The organism is Paenibacillus sp. J5 (genome assembly GCF_054955055.1).
The window spans coordinates 365,921-382,987 of record NZ_JBUEDD010000003.1 but is presented as its reverse complement, the minus strand read 5'-3'; the positions used below and the strand labels follow the sequence as shown (position 1 = coordinate 382,987).

Below are 17,067 nucleotides of genomic sequence, written 5' to 3'. Positions count from 1 at the left end.
CTTTATGGAGAAAAAAACAGCCTACTCCTTGGAAGACATTCAACAATTGCTGATCGACAAAATCGCTGAGCTTGCAGAGATTGCTCCTGACAGTATCCATCCTGCCGAGCCTTTTGCCAGCTATGGCCTGGATTCTCTGCTCGCAGTTACATTTGTCGGCGACCTGGAGGATTGGTTCGAGCTTCGTCTGCCAGCAACTCTGCTGTGGGACTATCCCTCTATCCAGTCACTCTCCGGCTATCTGTATACAGAATTGAGCATGCTTACTGCGAATTAGACGAACTGGAGGTCACAGCATGGAGGACATTGCAATCATCGGCATGGCCTGCCGATTTCCCGGAGCCAGAAATCTTCTTGAATACGAGCACATGCTCCGCAACGGAGACTGCGCCATCAGCGAAGTGCCCAGCGATCGCTGGGAGCCAGAGCTTATCGAGCAGACGGTGCGGCAGCAATCCGGCAAGGCTCTCTCGAAGTACGGCGCATTCCTAGATGGAATCGACCAATTTGATGCATCCTTCTTTAATATCTCACCGCGTGAAGCGGTTCATATGGACCCTCAGCAGCGTCTGCTATTGGAGACCTCCTGGGAAGCATTAGAAAATGCCGGGGTTGTGCCGAATCAGCTTGCCGGCTCCAGAAGCGGAGTCTATGTCGGCATCATGAATGCTGATTACAATACACTGCAGAACAGCGATCTCAACGGTATTACTCCCTTCTCGGGACCCGGCAGCCAACCTGCCATTACCGCTAATCGGCTCTCTTACTACTATGATTTCCGGGGCCCCAGCATCGCTATGGATACGGCCTGTTCCTCCTCTCTGGTAGCTATTCATCAGGCATGCCAGGCTTTGCGTCTCGGAGAAGCCTATCCTATTGCACTGGCATGCGGCGTGAATGTGATGCTATCTCCGGCTGGGCATGTGTTCTTCAGTAAGGCAGGCGTGATGTCCGCAGATGGCTTATGCCGAACCTTTGACGCAGAGGCTTCCGGATTTTCCAGAGGCGAAGGCGCAGGCGTCATCGTGCTCAAGCCGTTGTCCCTGGCCATACAAGATGGAGACCCCATCTGGGCAGTCATCAAAGGGAGCGCCGTTAATCAGGATGGTCGGACGAACGGACTGATGGCACCCAACCGCTTCTCTCAAGAGGAAGTGTTGAGAGATGCCTACCTCAATGCCAACGTAGACGCCAAGGACATTCACTATGTGGAATTGCATGGAACCGGAACTCTCCTAGGTGATCCCATCGAAGCGAATGCTCTCGGAGCAGTGTTGGCCCAAGGCAGGAGCAACGGACAACACTGTCTGGTCGGTTCTGTCAAAACGAATATAGGACATCTGGAGTCCGCTGCGGGCATCGCTGGCGTGATCAAAGTTGCGCTCATGATGCGCAGGCGCGAGATTTTTCCCAGCCTCCACTATGAGCGTCCCAATCCATACATACCGTTTGAGCAACTGCCAATTCGCGTCGCCTCGTCTCGCTTGCCTTGGCCGGATCAACCGGGCAGCGCACTGGCTGGAGTCAGCGCCTTTGGCTTTGGCGGCACCAATGTACATGTTGTCATAGCAGAGGCTCCGTCGCTTCCAGGCGCACCGCTAGAGACAGCGGAGCATCACCCATCGTCTCTGCTCCTACTCTCTGCTAAGGATAGACAGGCGCTTGAGGCTATGGCACAGGCCTATGCGGCGGCTGTTCCCGCTCTCGCTTCGCTTGATGATTTATGTTACAGCTCGGCAGTTCGAAGAACACATCATTCGCATCGTCTAGCCATTGTCTGTCATACCAAAGATGAGGTTAGACAGCAGCTCGAAGCCTTCGGCTCGTCTTCGTCTGCAGCCGATCTGTTCCTAGGCACCGCGCCGCCTATGACTCCACGAATTGTATATGTTTTTACAGGCCAAGGCTCTCAGTGGCAGGGCATGGGGCGAGAGCTGATGAAGACAGAGAATGTATTCCGCTCTGCCGTGATCCGCTGCTGCGATATATACGAGCGCCTATCAGGCATTTCGCTGCTGGAGGAGTTCGTTGAGGGTGCGGCGCCTTCCCGTGTGGAGGAGACAAGAATAGCCCAGCCAGCGATTTTCGCCTTACAGGTCGGCCTCTGCGCCTTACTGGAATCCTGGGGCTTGAAGCCTGGTGGGGTCATAGGGCACAGTGTGGGAGAACTGGCGGCTGCTTATGTGGCAGGCTCCCTTGAACTGGAGGATGCGCTGCGAGTTATCTTCTATCGGAGCACGATTATGCAGCGCATAACAGGCAACGGCAAAATGATGTCCATCTTGTCTAACTGGGAGAACGTGAATGAATTAATCGGGACAACCGGAGCAGATGTCTGCATAGCAGCAGTGAATGATGCAAAATCGACAGTCGTTGCTGGGAGTGCGCTTGCTCTGGAGCAGTTGGAGCTGGAATGCAAGACAAGAAGTCTCTCCTGTCTCTATCTGCCTGTTGATTATGCGTTCCATAGTCCGCAGCTCTCCCCTTACCAAGAGGAACTACGAGAAGCACTTCGCGGTATTGCTCCCAAGCAGGGCACGATACCACAATGGTCTACACTAAGCGGCGGCCCCATTACTGGAACCGAACATCATGCAGACTACTGGGCTAAGCAAATGTGCAGACCGGTACGCTTTGCAGATGCGATCGATGCCGCCAGCCAGGAGGGTTCACCCCTCTTTGTAGAGATTGGGCCGCATGCAGTTCTCAAGGGCTCGATCGAATCCAGCATTCGCAATAGCCAGAAGGACGGCGCGGTCATTCCGACTTTAATGAAAGAAAAAAATGATAGGCTGCAGTTGCTCCGAGCAGCGGCTCAACTATATCGCTACGGCATAGAGCTCCATTGGGATCGTTTGTTTGCTGGCGGCTCGCTGGTTCCGCTGCCTGCGTATCCATGGCAGCGTGAATCCTACTGGTATGAGCAAGGGAGTGAAATGCAAGCGGCACTGCCTTCCTCTCACTCTGCCATCCCTTCAGCAAAGCTATGCGGACAGCGCTTGCACATGCCAGGGCAACTCCCTTATAGGATATGGCATAACACGTTGGATATTACTAGGTACCCCTGGCTGCAGGATCATCAGATTCAACATTCGATTGTTGTCCCCGGTGCGGCATTTATTGAGATTGTGCTTGCTGCTATGCAGGAACGATACGAGCCGGATGCAGTCTATGTGCTGAGAGATTTGCAGATTAGACGGGCTCTGTTTCTGCCGCCTGCGGGAAGCCGTTCGATTCAACTGCATATTACGGATCAGGCCATGGAAGAATACTCCTTCCAAACCTATAGCAGCGATAACGAAGCTGATCCAGCCCGGTGGGAAGAGCATGTCACAGGAAATATCGCTCTAGTGCAGAGAGAGGCTATTGCTGCTCCACAGCGTCTTGTGATAGATGAGAGCGTGCGCCGTTTATGGCAGCGCGTGTCGGCAACAGAGTTTTACGCGAATGTCTCCTTGAAGGGCCTTCAATACGGGCCAGCCTTTCAAGGCATATCCGAGCTGTGGATCACAGAACAAAAAGCAATGGCATCTATTATCATGCCGTCTCAACTGGCATCAAGCGCTGAACAGTATGTGGCGCATCCCTCTGTGCTGGATGCATGCGGTCATCTGCTGCTGGCAACTGCGGGGCAGGAAACAACGACAGATACGGTATACATGCCTATCGGTATACAAGAGGTAAGAATATACGGTCGGCTGACGGAGAGAGTATGGAGCATCGCTGAGCAAAAGGATAATGGCATTAGTGACCAGTTAGAAGGAGACATCCTCATCGCCGATGAATCGGGACAGGTCTTAATGGAGATGATTGGCCTTAAATTCCAGCGGCTGGCGACCACGCCCCAAGACAGACCCAGCACTGACAACGCTCCCGTCCAACTGCTTCACAAGCTGTCCTGGAAGGCTGATTCTGAACCTGCAGTCAGGTACGAGCTGCAAGAAACTCTTAATACATGGATAGTATTTGCTGGCGAGCAAGCCGAGAGCATCGGTGCCCAAGTGGCGGGGCTCATCGGACAGCGCCCGTCTCTTCAGACTATTATGGTAACTCCAGGCTCCTCCTTCCGCCAGAGAGGGCCTGAGCATTACGAGATCAGACCTGGCTCCGTAGAGGATATGACGAAGCTGTTCGACTATACCAAGCGCGCCCTGTCGCATGGATGCGGCATTGTCGACACTTGGCCGCTGGAGCACTCCCAAGCTGACAATCTGATGGAGGTGCTGCCTCACTCCATGCTGCTTGTTCAAGAAGCAGCGCGCCGTTCATCTAGGGGAGAGGCGCGGATACAGATATGGTATGCAACCGCCGGGGCTCAGGCCGTGACGGAGCAAGATAGGAATAGCATCGCTCTTGGACAGGCCGCACTATGGGGGTTCTCCAGAACAATGGCAGTCGAGCTCCCGAATCTATGGGGAGGCATCATCGATCTGGCCCCCGGCGATCTGCCTGCTGCTGCAGCCCAGTGCCTGCGCAGTGAGATATTCGATATTCGAGCTGATGCCGACCATGCCTTTGCGGCTTATCGTAACGGCAGCCGATATACCCCTTCGCTGTTGCCGCTGCATTCGATCGCAAAGCAGCCGATGGTATATACCTCAGCAGACGCTTACGTCATTACCGGAGGGCTAGGGGAGCTTGGGCTGGCACTTGCAGAGTGGCTGATTAAGCAAGGGGCTGTCTATATCGCGCTGATCGGACGCTCCCCTATCCCCGCGAGGCAGGAATGGGAACAGATGCAGCAGCACGATAAGCAGTACTCCAGGGTACAGGCGATTCAGCATCTGGAGCGCCTCGGAGGCATCATCTTCTATGGCGCAGCCGATATCGCTGATGCATCGGCCGTCCAGACGATGCTCAGCGACATGCGGGAAGCAGGGCTCCCCCGTATCCGAGGCGTGTTTCACTTGGCTGGTTATGCCAGCAGCCAGTTAATCGAAACAAGCGATAGCGCAGCCTTGGAGCGGACATTGGCTCCCAAAACAAAAGGGACATGGAATTTACACCAGGCATTACTGGAAGAGCCTATTGAGATGTTCGTTATGTTCTCATCGGCAGCATCCATTGTTGGCTCACCCTTCTTGTCGGCTTACGCTGCGGCTAATGCTTATATGGATGCATTCGCCCTATATCGGAGCGCTCTGGGGTTCCCTACAGTCAGTATTAATTGGGGGCCGTGGGCACAGATTGGAATGGCGGCTCGCAACAGCCATGAGAGCCAGACCTCGTTGGGCAGATTCGCGCTAATTGAGCCTGAACATGGCTTTCGGTTAATGAATGACATCATTGCATCCCATCTATCCCAGGTTGCTGTGCTGCCGTTCCTGAACCGTCAGACCTATGCCCCAACCACACGACCTTCTTCAGAGGAGGCGTGGTCATGGCCAGAAACAGGGGAGGACACCAGCCGCAGCCTACTCCAACTATTGGTAGCCCATACAGCAGAGGTTCTGAACCTTCCGCCTCATCGTTTGGATACCCAGCAATCCATGCTCTCCTATGGGTTCGATTCGCTGTTATTGATGGAGCTGAAGAAACGGGTTGAAGCCTCCGTTCATGTTACCCTTCCACTAGTCTCCTTGTTGCAGGGGCCAAGTCTTGAGCAATTGAGTTCGATTGTGCAACAACAGTTGCAGGCGGCAGCCACTATGCAAGAGGTAAGAGAAGGACTGGCTTCAGACCCAGAAGAACTGCCAGATCAGCGTGAGCAGGAAGAAGCCGAGCGCTTGCTGGAACAAATCGATGACCTGTCGGAAGAAGAGATTGAGCGACTGCTCGAAGGCATTATGTCTGAAAAGGATGAATAGCAATGAAAGAACAGCACAAGAAACTGAGTATTGATGAGAAACGTGCATTGCTCAGACAACAACTGCAAAACAAACTATCGCGCTCCACCGCTCTGCCCCTATCCAAAGGGCAGAGCGCCATGTTTTTCTTGCATCAGATGGAGCCTGATAGCTCGGCGTACCATATCTTGTTCTCGGGGCGCTCTGCCTCTCCTATTCACAAGGAGCACATGAATCATGCCCTACGCCTCCTTATCAAGCGCCATCCCGCCTTGCGAACCACATTTCGCATGGAGGATAAGGCTCCGATCCAGATTGTGCATGACCATATCGACAGTCCAGTGCTCTGCTGCGCAGTGGACCACTGGACAGAAGAAGCGATCTTCCAGCGGGTTTTGAGCGATTCCAGAGCTCCGTTTGACTTGGAGCATGGACCGCTATTAAGAGTTCATCTCTATACGACACATGCAGAGACTGTTCTCTTGCTCGTCCTACATCATATTATTTCTGATTATTGGTCCTTGGCAGTGCTGATCGATGAACTCGGACAATTGTATGAACATGCAAGCCAGAATACGATTCCGACTCTTCCCCCTGTATCTGCCCAATACTGCGATTTTGTTCGCTGGCAGGCTAAGATGATTGAAGAGCCGCGAGGGAAGCAATTGAAGCTTTATTGGGAGCAACAGCTTGCAGGGAAACTGCCCTATCTGGAACTGGCTACTGATCACGCAAGGCCTTTGGCACAAACCTTTACTGGTTCTGCATTGCCATTTTGTATCGACGCCGCAATCGTACAACAGCTTCATCTGCTGTCCAGCAAGGAGAATGTTACGCCATTCGTCCTATTGCTCGCTGTATTCCAGTTGTTCCTGCATCGCTATACTGGACAAGATGAGATCCTATTGGGTACGCCGACAGCGGGGAGAAGCCAGGGCGGATTTGAAGATGTCATTGGTTATTTTGCCAACCCCGTCGTTATACGTGCGCATGTATCCGGCTCGCTCTCCTTGCGTACTCTCATTCAACACATGCGTAAAACGGCCCTGGAGGCTATTGAGCATCAGGATTACCCCTTCCCTAACCTTGTCGAAGCATTGCAGTTGGAACGGGATGCTGGTCGCTCTCCCATCTTCCAGGCCATGTTCGCTTTTCAGCGAGCTCCGAGGCTTGAGGATCAACAGTTCTCTTTGTTTATGATTGGACACCCGGAGGCGAAGCTCCATCTTCACGGGCTGCAATTCCTTCCCTATCCGTTGCCGCAACAAGAAGGTCAATTTGATCTTTCATTGACAATTATTAAGGATGGACTGTTGCTTCAGGCAGCCTTTTTGTACAATAACCAATTATTTGATGAGTCGACGATCCAACGGATGACAAGCAATTTCACCTACTTCCTGCAGAGCGCTCTTCGCCGACCCGATGATCCCGTACATGATTTGCCGATTGTTGCTGAAGGGGAATCCGCTCTTCTGCTGAATGAATGGAGCACCCATTACGAGCTGCCACCCGTAGAACGGTGCATTCATGAACAACTGGATGCTATTGCTGCACGGGTCCCTGAACAGACCGCCGTGGTCTGCGGTTCCCAGCGGTTGTCCTATGGCGAATTAGCTAACGCCTCGGATCGAATTGCACAGCAGCTACGGGCAAGCGGGGTCCAGACAGGCATGCCCGTCGGTTTCTTGATCAGTCGAGCCTTGCTGGCTGTGCCTGGCATCGTCGCGATCTGGAAGGCAGGAGGCATCTATGTACCGCTTGATGCCGAATATCCCCCGGATCGGCTACACCATATGATTGCTGATAGCGGGATACGCTTCGTCTTGACACTTGGAGATGCCTCGGCCATTGACGAGGCACCCGATATTCAGCAGGTACCGTTGGAAGCGATCGATTCCCATGCTGTTCTTGCTGCTGGCGACGGTGACTTTACATTGCCTAAGTCGATGCCTGACAGCATCGCCTATATTCTCTACACTTCCGGCTCCACAGGCAAGCCCAAGGGGGTCGCGGTGCGTCATGACCGTATCGCACAGCATTTGAAGGCCATCGGTGGCAGTTACGAATTGACTGAACAGGACAACGTGCTGCAGTTTTCCTCCTTTAATTTCGACACCTCCATCGAGCAACTGTTCGCACCACTGCTTGCAGGAGCACGGGTCGTAATGCGCGGTAACGAGTTGTGGAATCCTAACGAGTTTTTGGAGACGCTGCAGAAAGAACAGATCACGGTCTCCAATCTCCCCACTGCCTACTGGTTCGGATTAATCAGCACCTGGAAGCAACAGGAGATTCAAGTATTCCCGCAAGCATTCCGCTTATTTATCGTTGGTGGAGAAGCGATGCTGCCTCGGCATGTAGCAATTTGGCGAAGTTTAGGAGCCAGAGGGGTGCGCTTGTTCAATGCCTACGGGCCAACGGAGGCGCTTATCACCTCGCATCTGCTGGAGATTACCGATACCTTCACGTTCAACGAGCAGAAGCCTATTCCTATCGGTCAAGCTGTATGCGGGAGATCATCGTATGTGCTGGATGCCTCGCATCAACCGGTACCGATCGGTGTCCCTGGAGAATTGTACATCAGTGGTCAGTGCATTGCTGAGGGATACTGGGGGAACAGCGCACTGTCAGAGCAACGGTTCTTGCCTGACCGCTTCCATCCCTATGCAGAAAGCAAGCTGTATCGAACGGGAGATCTCGTGCGTTATTTGCCGGACGGTACCCTGGATTTTCTCGGAAGAAGCGACAACCAGGTGAAAATTCGCGGATTTCGTATTGAATTGGATGAGATTGAAGCAGCCCTTCTTCAGCATCCGTCCGTATCTCAAGGTGTCGTCGCCTTTGCTTCAGGTGAAGCCGAAGGGAGAAGACTGATTGCCTATATCGCACCTGTCGGCTTGGAGCGTCCAGCTTCATCTGAATTGCGCCGCTATCTAAAAAACACACTACCGGAGTATTCCATCCCTGCTGCGTTTGTGTGGGTCGATACGATCCCGCTCACGCCCAACGGGAAAGCTGACCGCAATGCTTTGCTCGCACTGGGGAGCGATCAAGCGGAAGTGTCAGCTCCCTCCGAACCGCGAAGCGAGCTGGAGAAGCATCTGACAGAGATATGGGCAAGATTGCTGAAATGCCCCACTATCGGTATTCAGGATAATTTCTTCGAGGCAGGCGGAGACTCCATCCTTGCTTTACAGATGATTGTACAGGCGGAACAGCACGGAATTGTGATTCGCCCTAAACAGATTTTTGAGCATCAGACGATCGCAGAGTTGGCGGCAGCAGCACAAGAGACGAGTCCAACGCTCGTTTCAATGCCCGATACCGTCTGGGGCGAGGTTCCATTGACTCCTATTCAACACTGGTTCTTCGAGCAGGACTTCCCCAACCCTGGCTTGTATAACCAGTCCGTCTTGCTGACCGTAACACGGGAGATGACCCCGAAGCTGGTTGAGCGTGCTCTGCAGCTACTGGTGGAGAAGCATGATGCCCTGCGTATGCGTTTTGTGCTCTCGGGGGGCTCCTGGTCCCAACTGCTGGAGCCTGACGCCCCCATGCCAGCGCTTCATTATTTTGATTTATCAGCAGCCCCTGAGTCCGAGCATGAGCGAATGTTCAACGACGCGGCCGTCGCGATTCAGAACGCCATAGACCTCTCCTCAGGCCGGCTTGTGCAGGCTGCCTGGTTCGAGCGTGGCTCTGAGCTTGCCGCCTGCGTCTGCATAGCTATTCATCATCTGGTAGTAGACGGCGTATCCTGGCGGATTCTGCTGAATGACCTGCATTATATCTGCCATCAATTAAGTAATGGAACACACACTACGGCTTCAGGACACACGAGCCCCTTCAGCACTTGGGCAGCACAGCTACAGGTGTATGCACAATCGAGCGCAGTAGTTAACGAGATGGCTTACTGGCGCGGGATGAAGGGAATCGAGCCCGGCATACCGCTGGATTTCCCGGGCGGGGTTAACTCCGAACGAAGCGCCAGACATGTTCGCCAGTCGTTGTCTGTCACAGCCACTCAGAAGCTGCTACGGGAGTGTCCCAAAGCATACTATACAGGTATCAACGATCTGCTGCTGGCTGCCTTGATGCTGGCATACTATGATTGGTCTGGACAATCGGACTTGCTCCTTGATATGGAGAGCCACGGCAGAGAAGAGTGGGTAGACACACTCAGTCTCTCCAGAACAGTCGGCTGGTTTACGAGCCTGTTCCCACTAGCATTAAGCATGCCCGCTAGCGCAACCGTGGAAGAAGCGGTTCGGACAGTGAAGGCTAGTACACGGCTCATTCCTCAACAAGGGATCGGTTACGGTATGCTTACCTACCTGTGCAGCAATGGATTGGTCGCTCGTGCGATGCGTACTTTGCCACGGCCGCAGATCAGCTTTAACTACTTAGGCCAGCTCGACATCTATGACGAGCAGCCACAGTTTGCAATTAAACAGGTGAATCCCGGAATACAAAGAGACCCGCTATCATTAAGAAGCCATGTGCTGCAGGTCGATTGCTCCGTCATGGACGATGCGCTCCAGATGGACTGGACATACAGCGATGCGTTGCATGCTCCAGAGACGATCGCTACGCTGGCGACTTTATTTATGAGTCGGATTGAGGAGCTGCTCGAGTTTGAGAAGCATTCAAGGCTTGAAACCGTCCTGTCATCTGATTTCCCGTTCGCTACTATAAATGACAGTCAATTGCGGGCCCTGATCGAATCCTATCCGAAGCTAGAGGATATGTTTCGTCTCTCACCGATGCAGGCAGGGATGCTGTTCCATTCGGCGCTGCATACCGAAGCGTCCCCCTCATACATCGGGCAGTTTCAATGCGAGCTGCATGGTACTGTGAACATCCCGCTGCTTCGGCAAGCCTTCGAGCATACCGTAGGCAAATTTCCGTCCATGCGCGCAGCCTTTGTATGGAAGGCTGTAGCCGAACCAATACAAATCATTAATCAGACTGTTGCTCTCCCCTGGACAGAGCTGGATTTGTCCGTGTTGCCTGCCGAAGCAAGGCGGGAACAGCTCGCCCGCATTATTCATGAAGATCGGCAAATGTCATTTGATGTTGCGAAACCGCCACTTATGCGGTTCCAACTAATTCGTATGGACGCTCATCGTCATCATTTTATCTGGACACAGCATCACTTGCTGCTCGATGGCTGGTCGCTTGCTATTCTGCTGAATGAAGCCTTCTCGGCTTACGATACTTTATGTCGTCAGGAAAACCTCCGATCCGAGCAGGCCATTTCTTACAGAGTCTATATCGAATGGTTAGCCAAGCAATCCCTTGAGCAAGCTGAGGCCTTCTGGAGGGAATATCTCAGTGGCTTCAACGCTCCCACTATCATTCCGTCTGAGCCATCTTCCGAAAGGACTGATGAGTGGGTCGCTCTGCCCGGTATGCTCACTGAGAAGGAAACGGATGCTTTGATCCAGACCTGCAGAACCTGCAAAGTAACACTCAATACTTTGCTGCAGGGGCTATGGGCAACCATGCTGTCTTGGTTGAGTGGACAACAAGATGTGGTGTTTGGAGCTACCTCCTCTGGCAGACCTGCTTCTCTGCGGGGGGTTGAACAGATTGTGGGTCTATTTATTAATACGATTCCGGTAAGAGCCCAGCTTGAGGACGACATGCCGCTTGCTGCTCTGCTTCATACGATTCAAAATGAGCAGTCCCAAGCGCGGAACTTTGACTATACGCCGCTGTCTCGCATTCAGTCCTGGAGCAGCATACCTCGCCCTCTGGAATTGTTCCAATCGATTTTTGTTATGGAGAATTATCCAATGGAGAGAAAGGACACTGAACGCCATCAGCTTCGAATTGAACGGCCTGAGTCCTACATGCGCATTAACTATCCTCTGGTGTTGGAGGTTACCCCAGGCGACAGGCTAATGTTAAAATTTGAATTCGACAGCTCATGCTTCACTTCGGACAGCGTTATGAAATGGTCCCACCTCTATCGCCGATTGATCATGTGGATTACGATATCGGTTGACCGGACGGTAACAGAAATCGAGGAATTCCTGCAAAGCTGTGCAATGGAATATAACAAGAGAGACATGACCAGCTAGGGCGCAACTTTAGCTTTATCCCGCAAGGGACATCCAGGATGATCTCAAAAGCACGAGGGGGAAAGAAATGGATACAGCGGTCGCTTATGAAATTACCAACATTGTGAAAACTTTTCAGTCAGGAAAACTAATCGCTAATGATGATATCACGTTTCGTATTGAACGGGGCGAGGTGTTCGGCCTGCTTGGGCCCAACGGAGCCGGCAAAAGCACTTTAGTAAGGCAGCTTGCAGGACTAAGCAAACCTACATCCGGCAGCATCAAGCTGTTTGGGCATGACCTGGTGGCATCGCCGAAAATAGCCGGGCATTTGTTGGCGGTACAGCCCCAGAGCCTATCCTTGCCATTACAGTCCAGAGCGGCCGAGATTATTAAGATTACGGGGAGAATCCGCGGCTTGAGTGCACAGCAGGCCGCAGAGGAAACCCAATATTTACTGAGCCAATTCGGATTGGAGAAGCATGCCAATAAGCGACTGATTGAGCTATCGGGCGGACTACGTCGCCTTGTCTCCATCGCTACGACATTAATATGTAAACGTCCGGTTCTCATCCTAGATGAGCCTACCAATGATCTGGACCCGGAGGTGCGGAGAGTCGTATGGAAGGTCATACGTGAAACTGCCAATAGCGGGTCCACCATAATTCTGGTTACGCATAATGTTATTGAAGCAGAACAAGCACTGGACCGGGTAGCCATTATCAAGAACGGTAAAGTCTTGGCTATCGGCTCACCCGGAGAGCTTAAAGGCCGAGTAACCGAGCATATCCGTATTGAATTAGTATTTCGTTCCCATTATGACTATCAATTTATAATCCACCGTTTCCCGCAGGCTACACAGATTGGCTTGCACCGTTACAACCTCATGGTGAGCCGTAGCGAGTCCAATGACATCATCCAAGAATTGCTCCCACAGCTCCAATATTTGGATGACTTTCGCATCGTCACGCCCAACCTGGAGGACATCTACATTGAATTAACAGGGGGTGAGACGATTGAATGCTGATCCTGCGCGGTATGAAGAGCAGTCGCTGACACCCAAGCCGGATTCCAAGCAAGGTCCACAGCCGTTGTCCCTGGGGGCATCCAACCCATGGAGCAAGCAATACTGGTTGCTGCTACAATTGCAGTACGCCGATTATCGAGGCAATGCACCCTTTCTTCTCTTGTTTGGCCTTGTCATGCCACTAGGACTATTCTGGCTTTTGCAATCCTACGTTGAATTAAATGAGACGGCAACCTGGCTGATTGCTGGCAATCTGGTCATGTCCGTAAGCTATGGAAGCGTGAACTTCGCCATTCAACGGATTGCGATTATGAAGATGGCCGGCGAGATGGATTTTTATGGTTCCTTGCCGATTGGCAAATCGAGTTTTATTACAGCCCTATTCACACTCGGACTGTTCTCGACTGTTCCTGGAGTCATTAGCAACATCCTGATTGGATGGCTTGCTATCGGGCTCCCGTTACAAGTCTTGCTATGGTCGTTGCCGTTGACGCTGCTAACAGCCGCATGCCTTACTGTCATCGGAGCCTCTGTCGGCAGCTTGGTCAAATCGATGGGACAGTTAAATCTCTACTTCTACTTGAGCTATGTCATCGTCACCTTCTTGTGTCCGGTCATTGTTCCACAGGAGAAGCTACCATGGATTTTCAAGTTCACCTCTTATGTTCTGCCTCCGGGCCAAGCAGCTATCGCTCTTACGGATGCGCTGAGCAGCGACTACGGCTCCCGATTCTGGATTATGGTCGCGGCTCTGTTCGCTTGGCTGATCTTAGCCATTACAGTGGGGCTTCGCAAGCTCGATTGGCGCAAGGATTGAGGAGCGTGCTACGCTAGAATTGGTTCACGACAGAAGGAGAGAATACAACAAAACCGTTCCTTGGGCAGATGGGGAGTATCATCTCCATAACCCGAGAGAACGGTTTTTAGTATGAACTATAGAGGGGATAGCACGGGCTAAATCGTCCCACTATCAACATGAATATTTTGGCCGGTTATCGATCTGGCTCTGTCTGACAATAGGAAAGTCACGGTCTCTGCCACACTCTCCAAGCTTGTCTCTGCCTTCAATGCAGTACGATTATATATTCGCTGCTTCTGCTCCTCTGTCAGCGATGCGCTCATCGATGTATCCATGAAGCCAGGCACCACACAGTTAGAACGAATTCCTGCTCCGCCCCATTCTCTTGCCAGACCCTTGGAGAACGCTTCAATGGCTCCTTTGGAGGAGGCATACATGCTTAACCCTTTATAGGCGGTATGGGCGCTCACCGAGGAGATGAAGACGATGGAGCCATGTGTCCGATGCAGCATCATATCTCGGATGGCATACTTGGTCAGATGGATCGCGGCAAATACGTTCAACTGATACATCTCCAGCAGCCGTTCCATGCTCACATTTGTTATTAAATCATCGTATGCCATTGCTGCGTTATTCACTAGTCCATAGATGGGCCCTAGCGGCTTCAATTCATTGAAATAAAGCTGCTTTATCCCGTTCGTGTCCGACAGGTCGAAGCTTATCTGGTGGAACCTCGCGCCGTATTCTGCTTTCAGCTCATCCGTCTCTGAATTCGAGGAGCGGCTTATTCCGATTACCCGGTGCTGCGTGTCCTGCAGAAGCTTTCTTGTAATCTCCTTCCCTACCCCTTTGGAGCTTCCGGTGACGATGATTGACACTATTGCCTCACTTTCTTCCCTGTACGGGAGGGTTCCATATGCGGAACGATATAGATCATTCGCGGGACTTTCCATTGTTGAAGTCTCTCGACGGCATAATGCTTGGCTCGGTGCTTGATGACCTGGCCATCCTCTCCTTCACCAATCACGATTTCTGCCACCACAATCTGCCCGAGAATCGAATTCGGCTTCCCTTTCACGCAGACATCCTGAACACCAGGCACTTCACGCAAAACCGCCTCTACCTCTAATGGATTCACTTTATTGCCGCCAGTATTGATAAAGTCAGATTTCCTGGATACAATCCGAATTCGATCCTCTCCTACCTGTTCAACCAGATCTCCTGTCGCAAACCAATCGGCTTCTTCCTCCCTTGCATGCATGTAGCCAAGCAGTGACCGATGCACCATAAGCTCTCCTTGTTGAATCGCAATAAATGGCTTTAATCCCTCAGGAATCTTCACCCACTCCCCATTGCCGATGAGCAAGGAGCCCGTCTCCGTCGAGGCATATATATTGCGAAATCTGGCCTGAGGGAACAAGGAAGTCATATTCGTGTGCAGCACGCTGTCGAAGCCCTCACCGCCATAGGCGACACTCCGCACCGATGGATACTGTCCTATCAACAGTTGTAAGGCAGTTCGATAATAGGTCGGCGTAGCAGAGATATGCGTGACCTGATGCTGGCGCAGCAGCTCGCTTAGACGCGTCATATCCTCCCCGAATGCATAAATCAGCGGGTTGCGATTCATAAAGGCTTGTAGAAAAACCTGCAAACCGGCCATATGTGTCGGCAAAAATGCCAATACCCATACATCACTCGCATGCTTCTCACTAACGACCACATTCCTTGATAGCGTTATCAAATTATGGGTTACCTTCTTGGGCCGTCCCGTTGTCCCCGATGTATAAAGCGTTAGTTTCCAGCTTGTACTGCCCCGGATACGCTCGAATAGCTCTGTCAAATTTCCCACAGGTCGACTCGTATTAATAGGGACGGTCTCGCGCAATGAATCTTGATCTACTCCCTGAGCAAGCAGCTCAGAGGCTGATAATTCGCCATCCAGAAGCTCAATCTCATAATCGTGAATCAGGCTATGTACAATAGCTAGAAAAACCTCATAGGGATGGTTGGTGGGCGAAGAAACATACCTCTGCCCCGTCTGAATACGGTTAAGGTCAGCGACAAGGCTCTGATAGCTGTAGGTGTTCTTCCCGGCAACAAGAAACAGATCATTCATTGGCTAGTTTCACTTGCAGTTTGTCGACTACCTCTTGAATGGTGCGAACGATCGTTCCTTCAAAAATATCTACCCCGAACTCATTTTCCACTCTAACTGTCAGCTCAGCCATATCAAAGGAATCCATATTGAGATCTTCTCTTAAACGATCTGTCAAGAGCAGCTCCTGACATCCGATGCCTCGATTCTCCTGGAACATTTCATCTACAATCATCCGCAGCCTTTCAACGCATTTATCCATTCCCATTCTCCTTTAAACATAAGTTGGATCTAATAGCATCAGAAATGAAACAGCAGCCTCCCGTTCCATATCCCTCAATTCCGACAACTGCTCCTTCAAGCGCTGCAATTTCACCTGGTCGACGACACCCGAAACCTTTTTGGCCGCAAAAAAAATGAAGCTCTGCTGTCTATAGCGATTCCATTCGTCATGAAGCTTCGTATACTGGTTCAACAATGGCTCTGCTGTCGAACTCGCCAGCTCCCCTTGTTCAACCAAATAGCGAACGAGATGAATATTGCGCAGATGCAGTTGTTGAAATTGCAGCATTCTAATCTTGTATAATGAGAGTTCTTCTGTGTTCGCACAGAAGACATCCATCTCCTTCAGAAAGGCATCTAGGCTATCCAGCCCCATATGATAGTACAGGTCGTATTGCTCCTCATAAAATACCCCTTGGTCTAGCAACCCTGTACACATTTTTCTAGCTTCAGCTACCATGACCTCCCGTTCCCCCAAACCTGTAAGCGGTTGCTTTACTCGGCAAATGGTAACTGTTATGTTCTGCCCCAAGCCATGAAAGTGATCGCATGAGGCATAGAACGAATGATAGGGCAGCTCATAATATTCCATTTGTCCTGGAAGGATGCAATCCTCGATCGTAAGGAAACAGCCTCGGGTCTCGTCATAGCCATAGATAAAAACGGGGTGCACGAGATGAAAACGCTGTGCTTCCCTGCCACTAGGGTAATAGAATCGATCCACAGAAGCGAATAGGCAGTAGCCTTCGTCCAGTTTGGAAGTTATAAACGACACAGTGTCAGCCGCCTGGCCCGCTTCTAGCGTATACTCCTGCTGCTCGATCATAGCTGTCAAAGGCTCGAACGAATATACGATCTTAGGTGTGAAATAACCCTGCTGAAGCAGTTCACCTCGCACGCTTTCCGGTTGAAAATGTTGGTGGTATTGCTTCATACGGTACTCTACACTCATATAGTAAACAATCTGCCGATAGGAAGGATTCGCCTGAATAAGCATCGATAACAGATTA

Annotated in this window: 9 protein-coding genes; 5 read left to right on the top strand and 4 right to left on the bottom strand. The window is 51.6% G+C overall.

Features of this window, described 5'->3' with window-relative positions; genetic code table 11:
* The first annotated feature begins 4 nt into the window (after positions 1–4).
* The 5 genes from ACY1JZ_RS06905 to ACY1JZ_RS06885 all read left to right on the top strand — a co-directional run bounded on the left by ACY1JZ_RS06905 (position 5) and on the right by ACY1JZ_RS06885 (position 13,695).
* Positions 5–277: an acyl carrier protein gene (locus tag ACY1JZ_RS06905; protein WP_270166362.1), complete on the top strand. Its 273-nt coding sequence runs from the start codon at positions 5–7 to the stop codon at positions 275–277.
* Positions 278–296: 19 nt separating this feature from the next.
* Positions 297–5,807, top strand: a complete 5,511-nt coding sequence (locus ACY1JZ_RS06900; RefSeq protein WP_462628614.1) for a type I polyketide synthase — start codon at positions 297–299, stop codon at positions 5,805–5,807.
* Positions 5,808–5,809: 2 nt separating this feature from the next.
* Positions 5,810–11,872 carry a non-ribosomal peptide synthetase gene (locus tag ACY1JZ_RS06895; RefSeq protein ID WP_462628613.1) on the top strand — a complete coding sequence of 2,021 codons (6,063 nt, stop codon included), beginning with the start codon at positions 5,810–5,812 and terminating at the stop codon, positions 11,870–11,872.
* Positions 11,873–11,939: 67 nt separating this feature from the next.
* Positions 11,940–12,878 (top strand): ABC transporter ATP-binding protein, encoded by a 939-nt coding sequence (locus tag ACY1JZ_RS06890; protein WP_462628612.1) that lies wholly within the window; start codon positions 11,940–11,942, stop codon positions 12,876–12,878.
* On the top strand, positions 12,868–13,695 hold the full coding sequence (locus tag ACY1JZ_RS06885; RefSeq protein WP_462628611.1) for an ABC transporter permease: 828 nt from the start codon (positions 12,868–12,870) through the stop codon (positions 13,693–13,695). The genes ACY1JZ_RS06890 and ACY1JZ_RS06885 overlap by 11 nt, the downstream gene beginning before the upstream one ends.
* A gap of 137 nt (positions 13,696–13,832) precedes the next feature.
* Here ACY1JZ_RS06885 and ACY1JZ_RS06880 read toward each other — a convergent pair whose 3' ends face one another.
* The 4 genes from ACY1JZ_RS06880 to ACY1JZ_RS06865 are packed head-to-tail and all read right to left on the bottom strand — an operon-like array spanning position 13,833 to position 17,009.
* Entirely contained in the window at positions 13,833–14,555 is a 723-nt protein-coding gene (locus ACY1JZ_RS06880) for an SDR family NAD(P)-dependent oxidoreductase (RefSeq protein WP_462628610.1), read from the bottom strand.
* Positions 14,555–15,796, bottom strand: coding sequence for a class I adenylate-forming enzyme family protein (locus ACY1JZ_RS06875; protein WP_462628609.1), 1,242 nt, complete (start codon positions 15,794–15,796; stop codon positions 14,555–14,557). The genes ACY1JZ_RS06880 and ACY1JZ_RS06875 overlap by 1 nt, the downstream gene beginning before the upstream one ends.
* Entirely contained in the window at positions 15,789–16,037 is a 249-nt protein-coding gene (locus ACY1JZ_RS06870) for an acyl carrier protein (protein ID WP_270166377.1), read from the bottom strand. The genes ACY1JZ_RS06875 and ACY1JZ_RS06870 overlap by 8 nt, the downstream gene beginning before the upstream one ends.
* Positions 16,038–16,049: 12 nt before the next feature.
* Positions 16,050–17,009 carry a cysteine peptidase family C39 domain-containing protein gene (locus ACY1JZ_RS06865; protein WP_462628608.1) on the bottom strand — a complete coding sequence of 320 codons (960 nt, stop codon included), beginning with the start codon at positions 17,007–17,009 and terminating at the stop codon, positions 16,050–16,052.
* Between the last annotated feature and the right edge of the window lie 58 nt (positions 17,010–17,067).

Coding starts and splice junctions, on each gene's coding strand:
- ACY1JZ_RS06905 (WP_270166362.1), top strand. CDS start 5: ATGGAGAAAAAAACAGCCTACTCCTTGGAAGACATTCAACAATTGCTG.
- ACY1JZ_RS06900 (WP_462628614.1), top strand. CDS start 297: ATGGAGGACATTGCAATCATCGGCATGGCCTGCCGATTTCCCGGAGCC.
- ACY1JZ_RS06895 (WP_462628613.1), top strand. CDS start 5,810: ATGAAAGAACAGCACAAGAAACTGAGTATTGATGAGAAACGTGCATTG.
- ACY1JZ_RS06890 (WP_462628612.1), top strand. CDS start 11,940: ATGGATACAGCGGTCGCTTATGAAATTACCAACATTGTGAAAACTTTT.
- ACY1JZ_RS06875 (WP_462628609.1), bottom strand. CDS start 15,796: ATGAATGATCTGTTTCTTGTTGCCGGGAAGAACACCTACAGCTATCAG.
- ACY1JZ_RS06870 (WP_270166377.1), bottom strand. CDS start 16,037: ATGGATAAATGCGTTGAAAGGCTGCGGATGATTGTAGATGAAATGTTC.
- ACY1JZ_RS06865 (WP_462628608.1), bottom strand. CDS start 17,009: ATGAGTGTAGAGTACCGTATGAAGCAATACCACCAACATTTTCAACCG.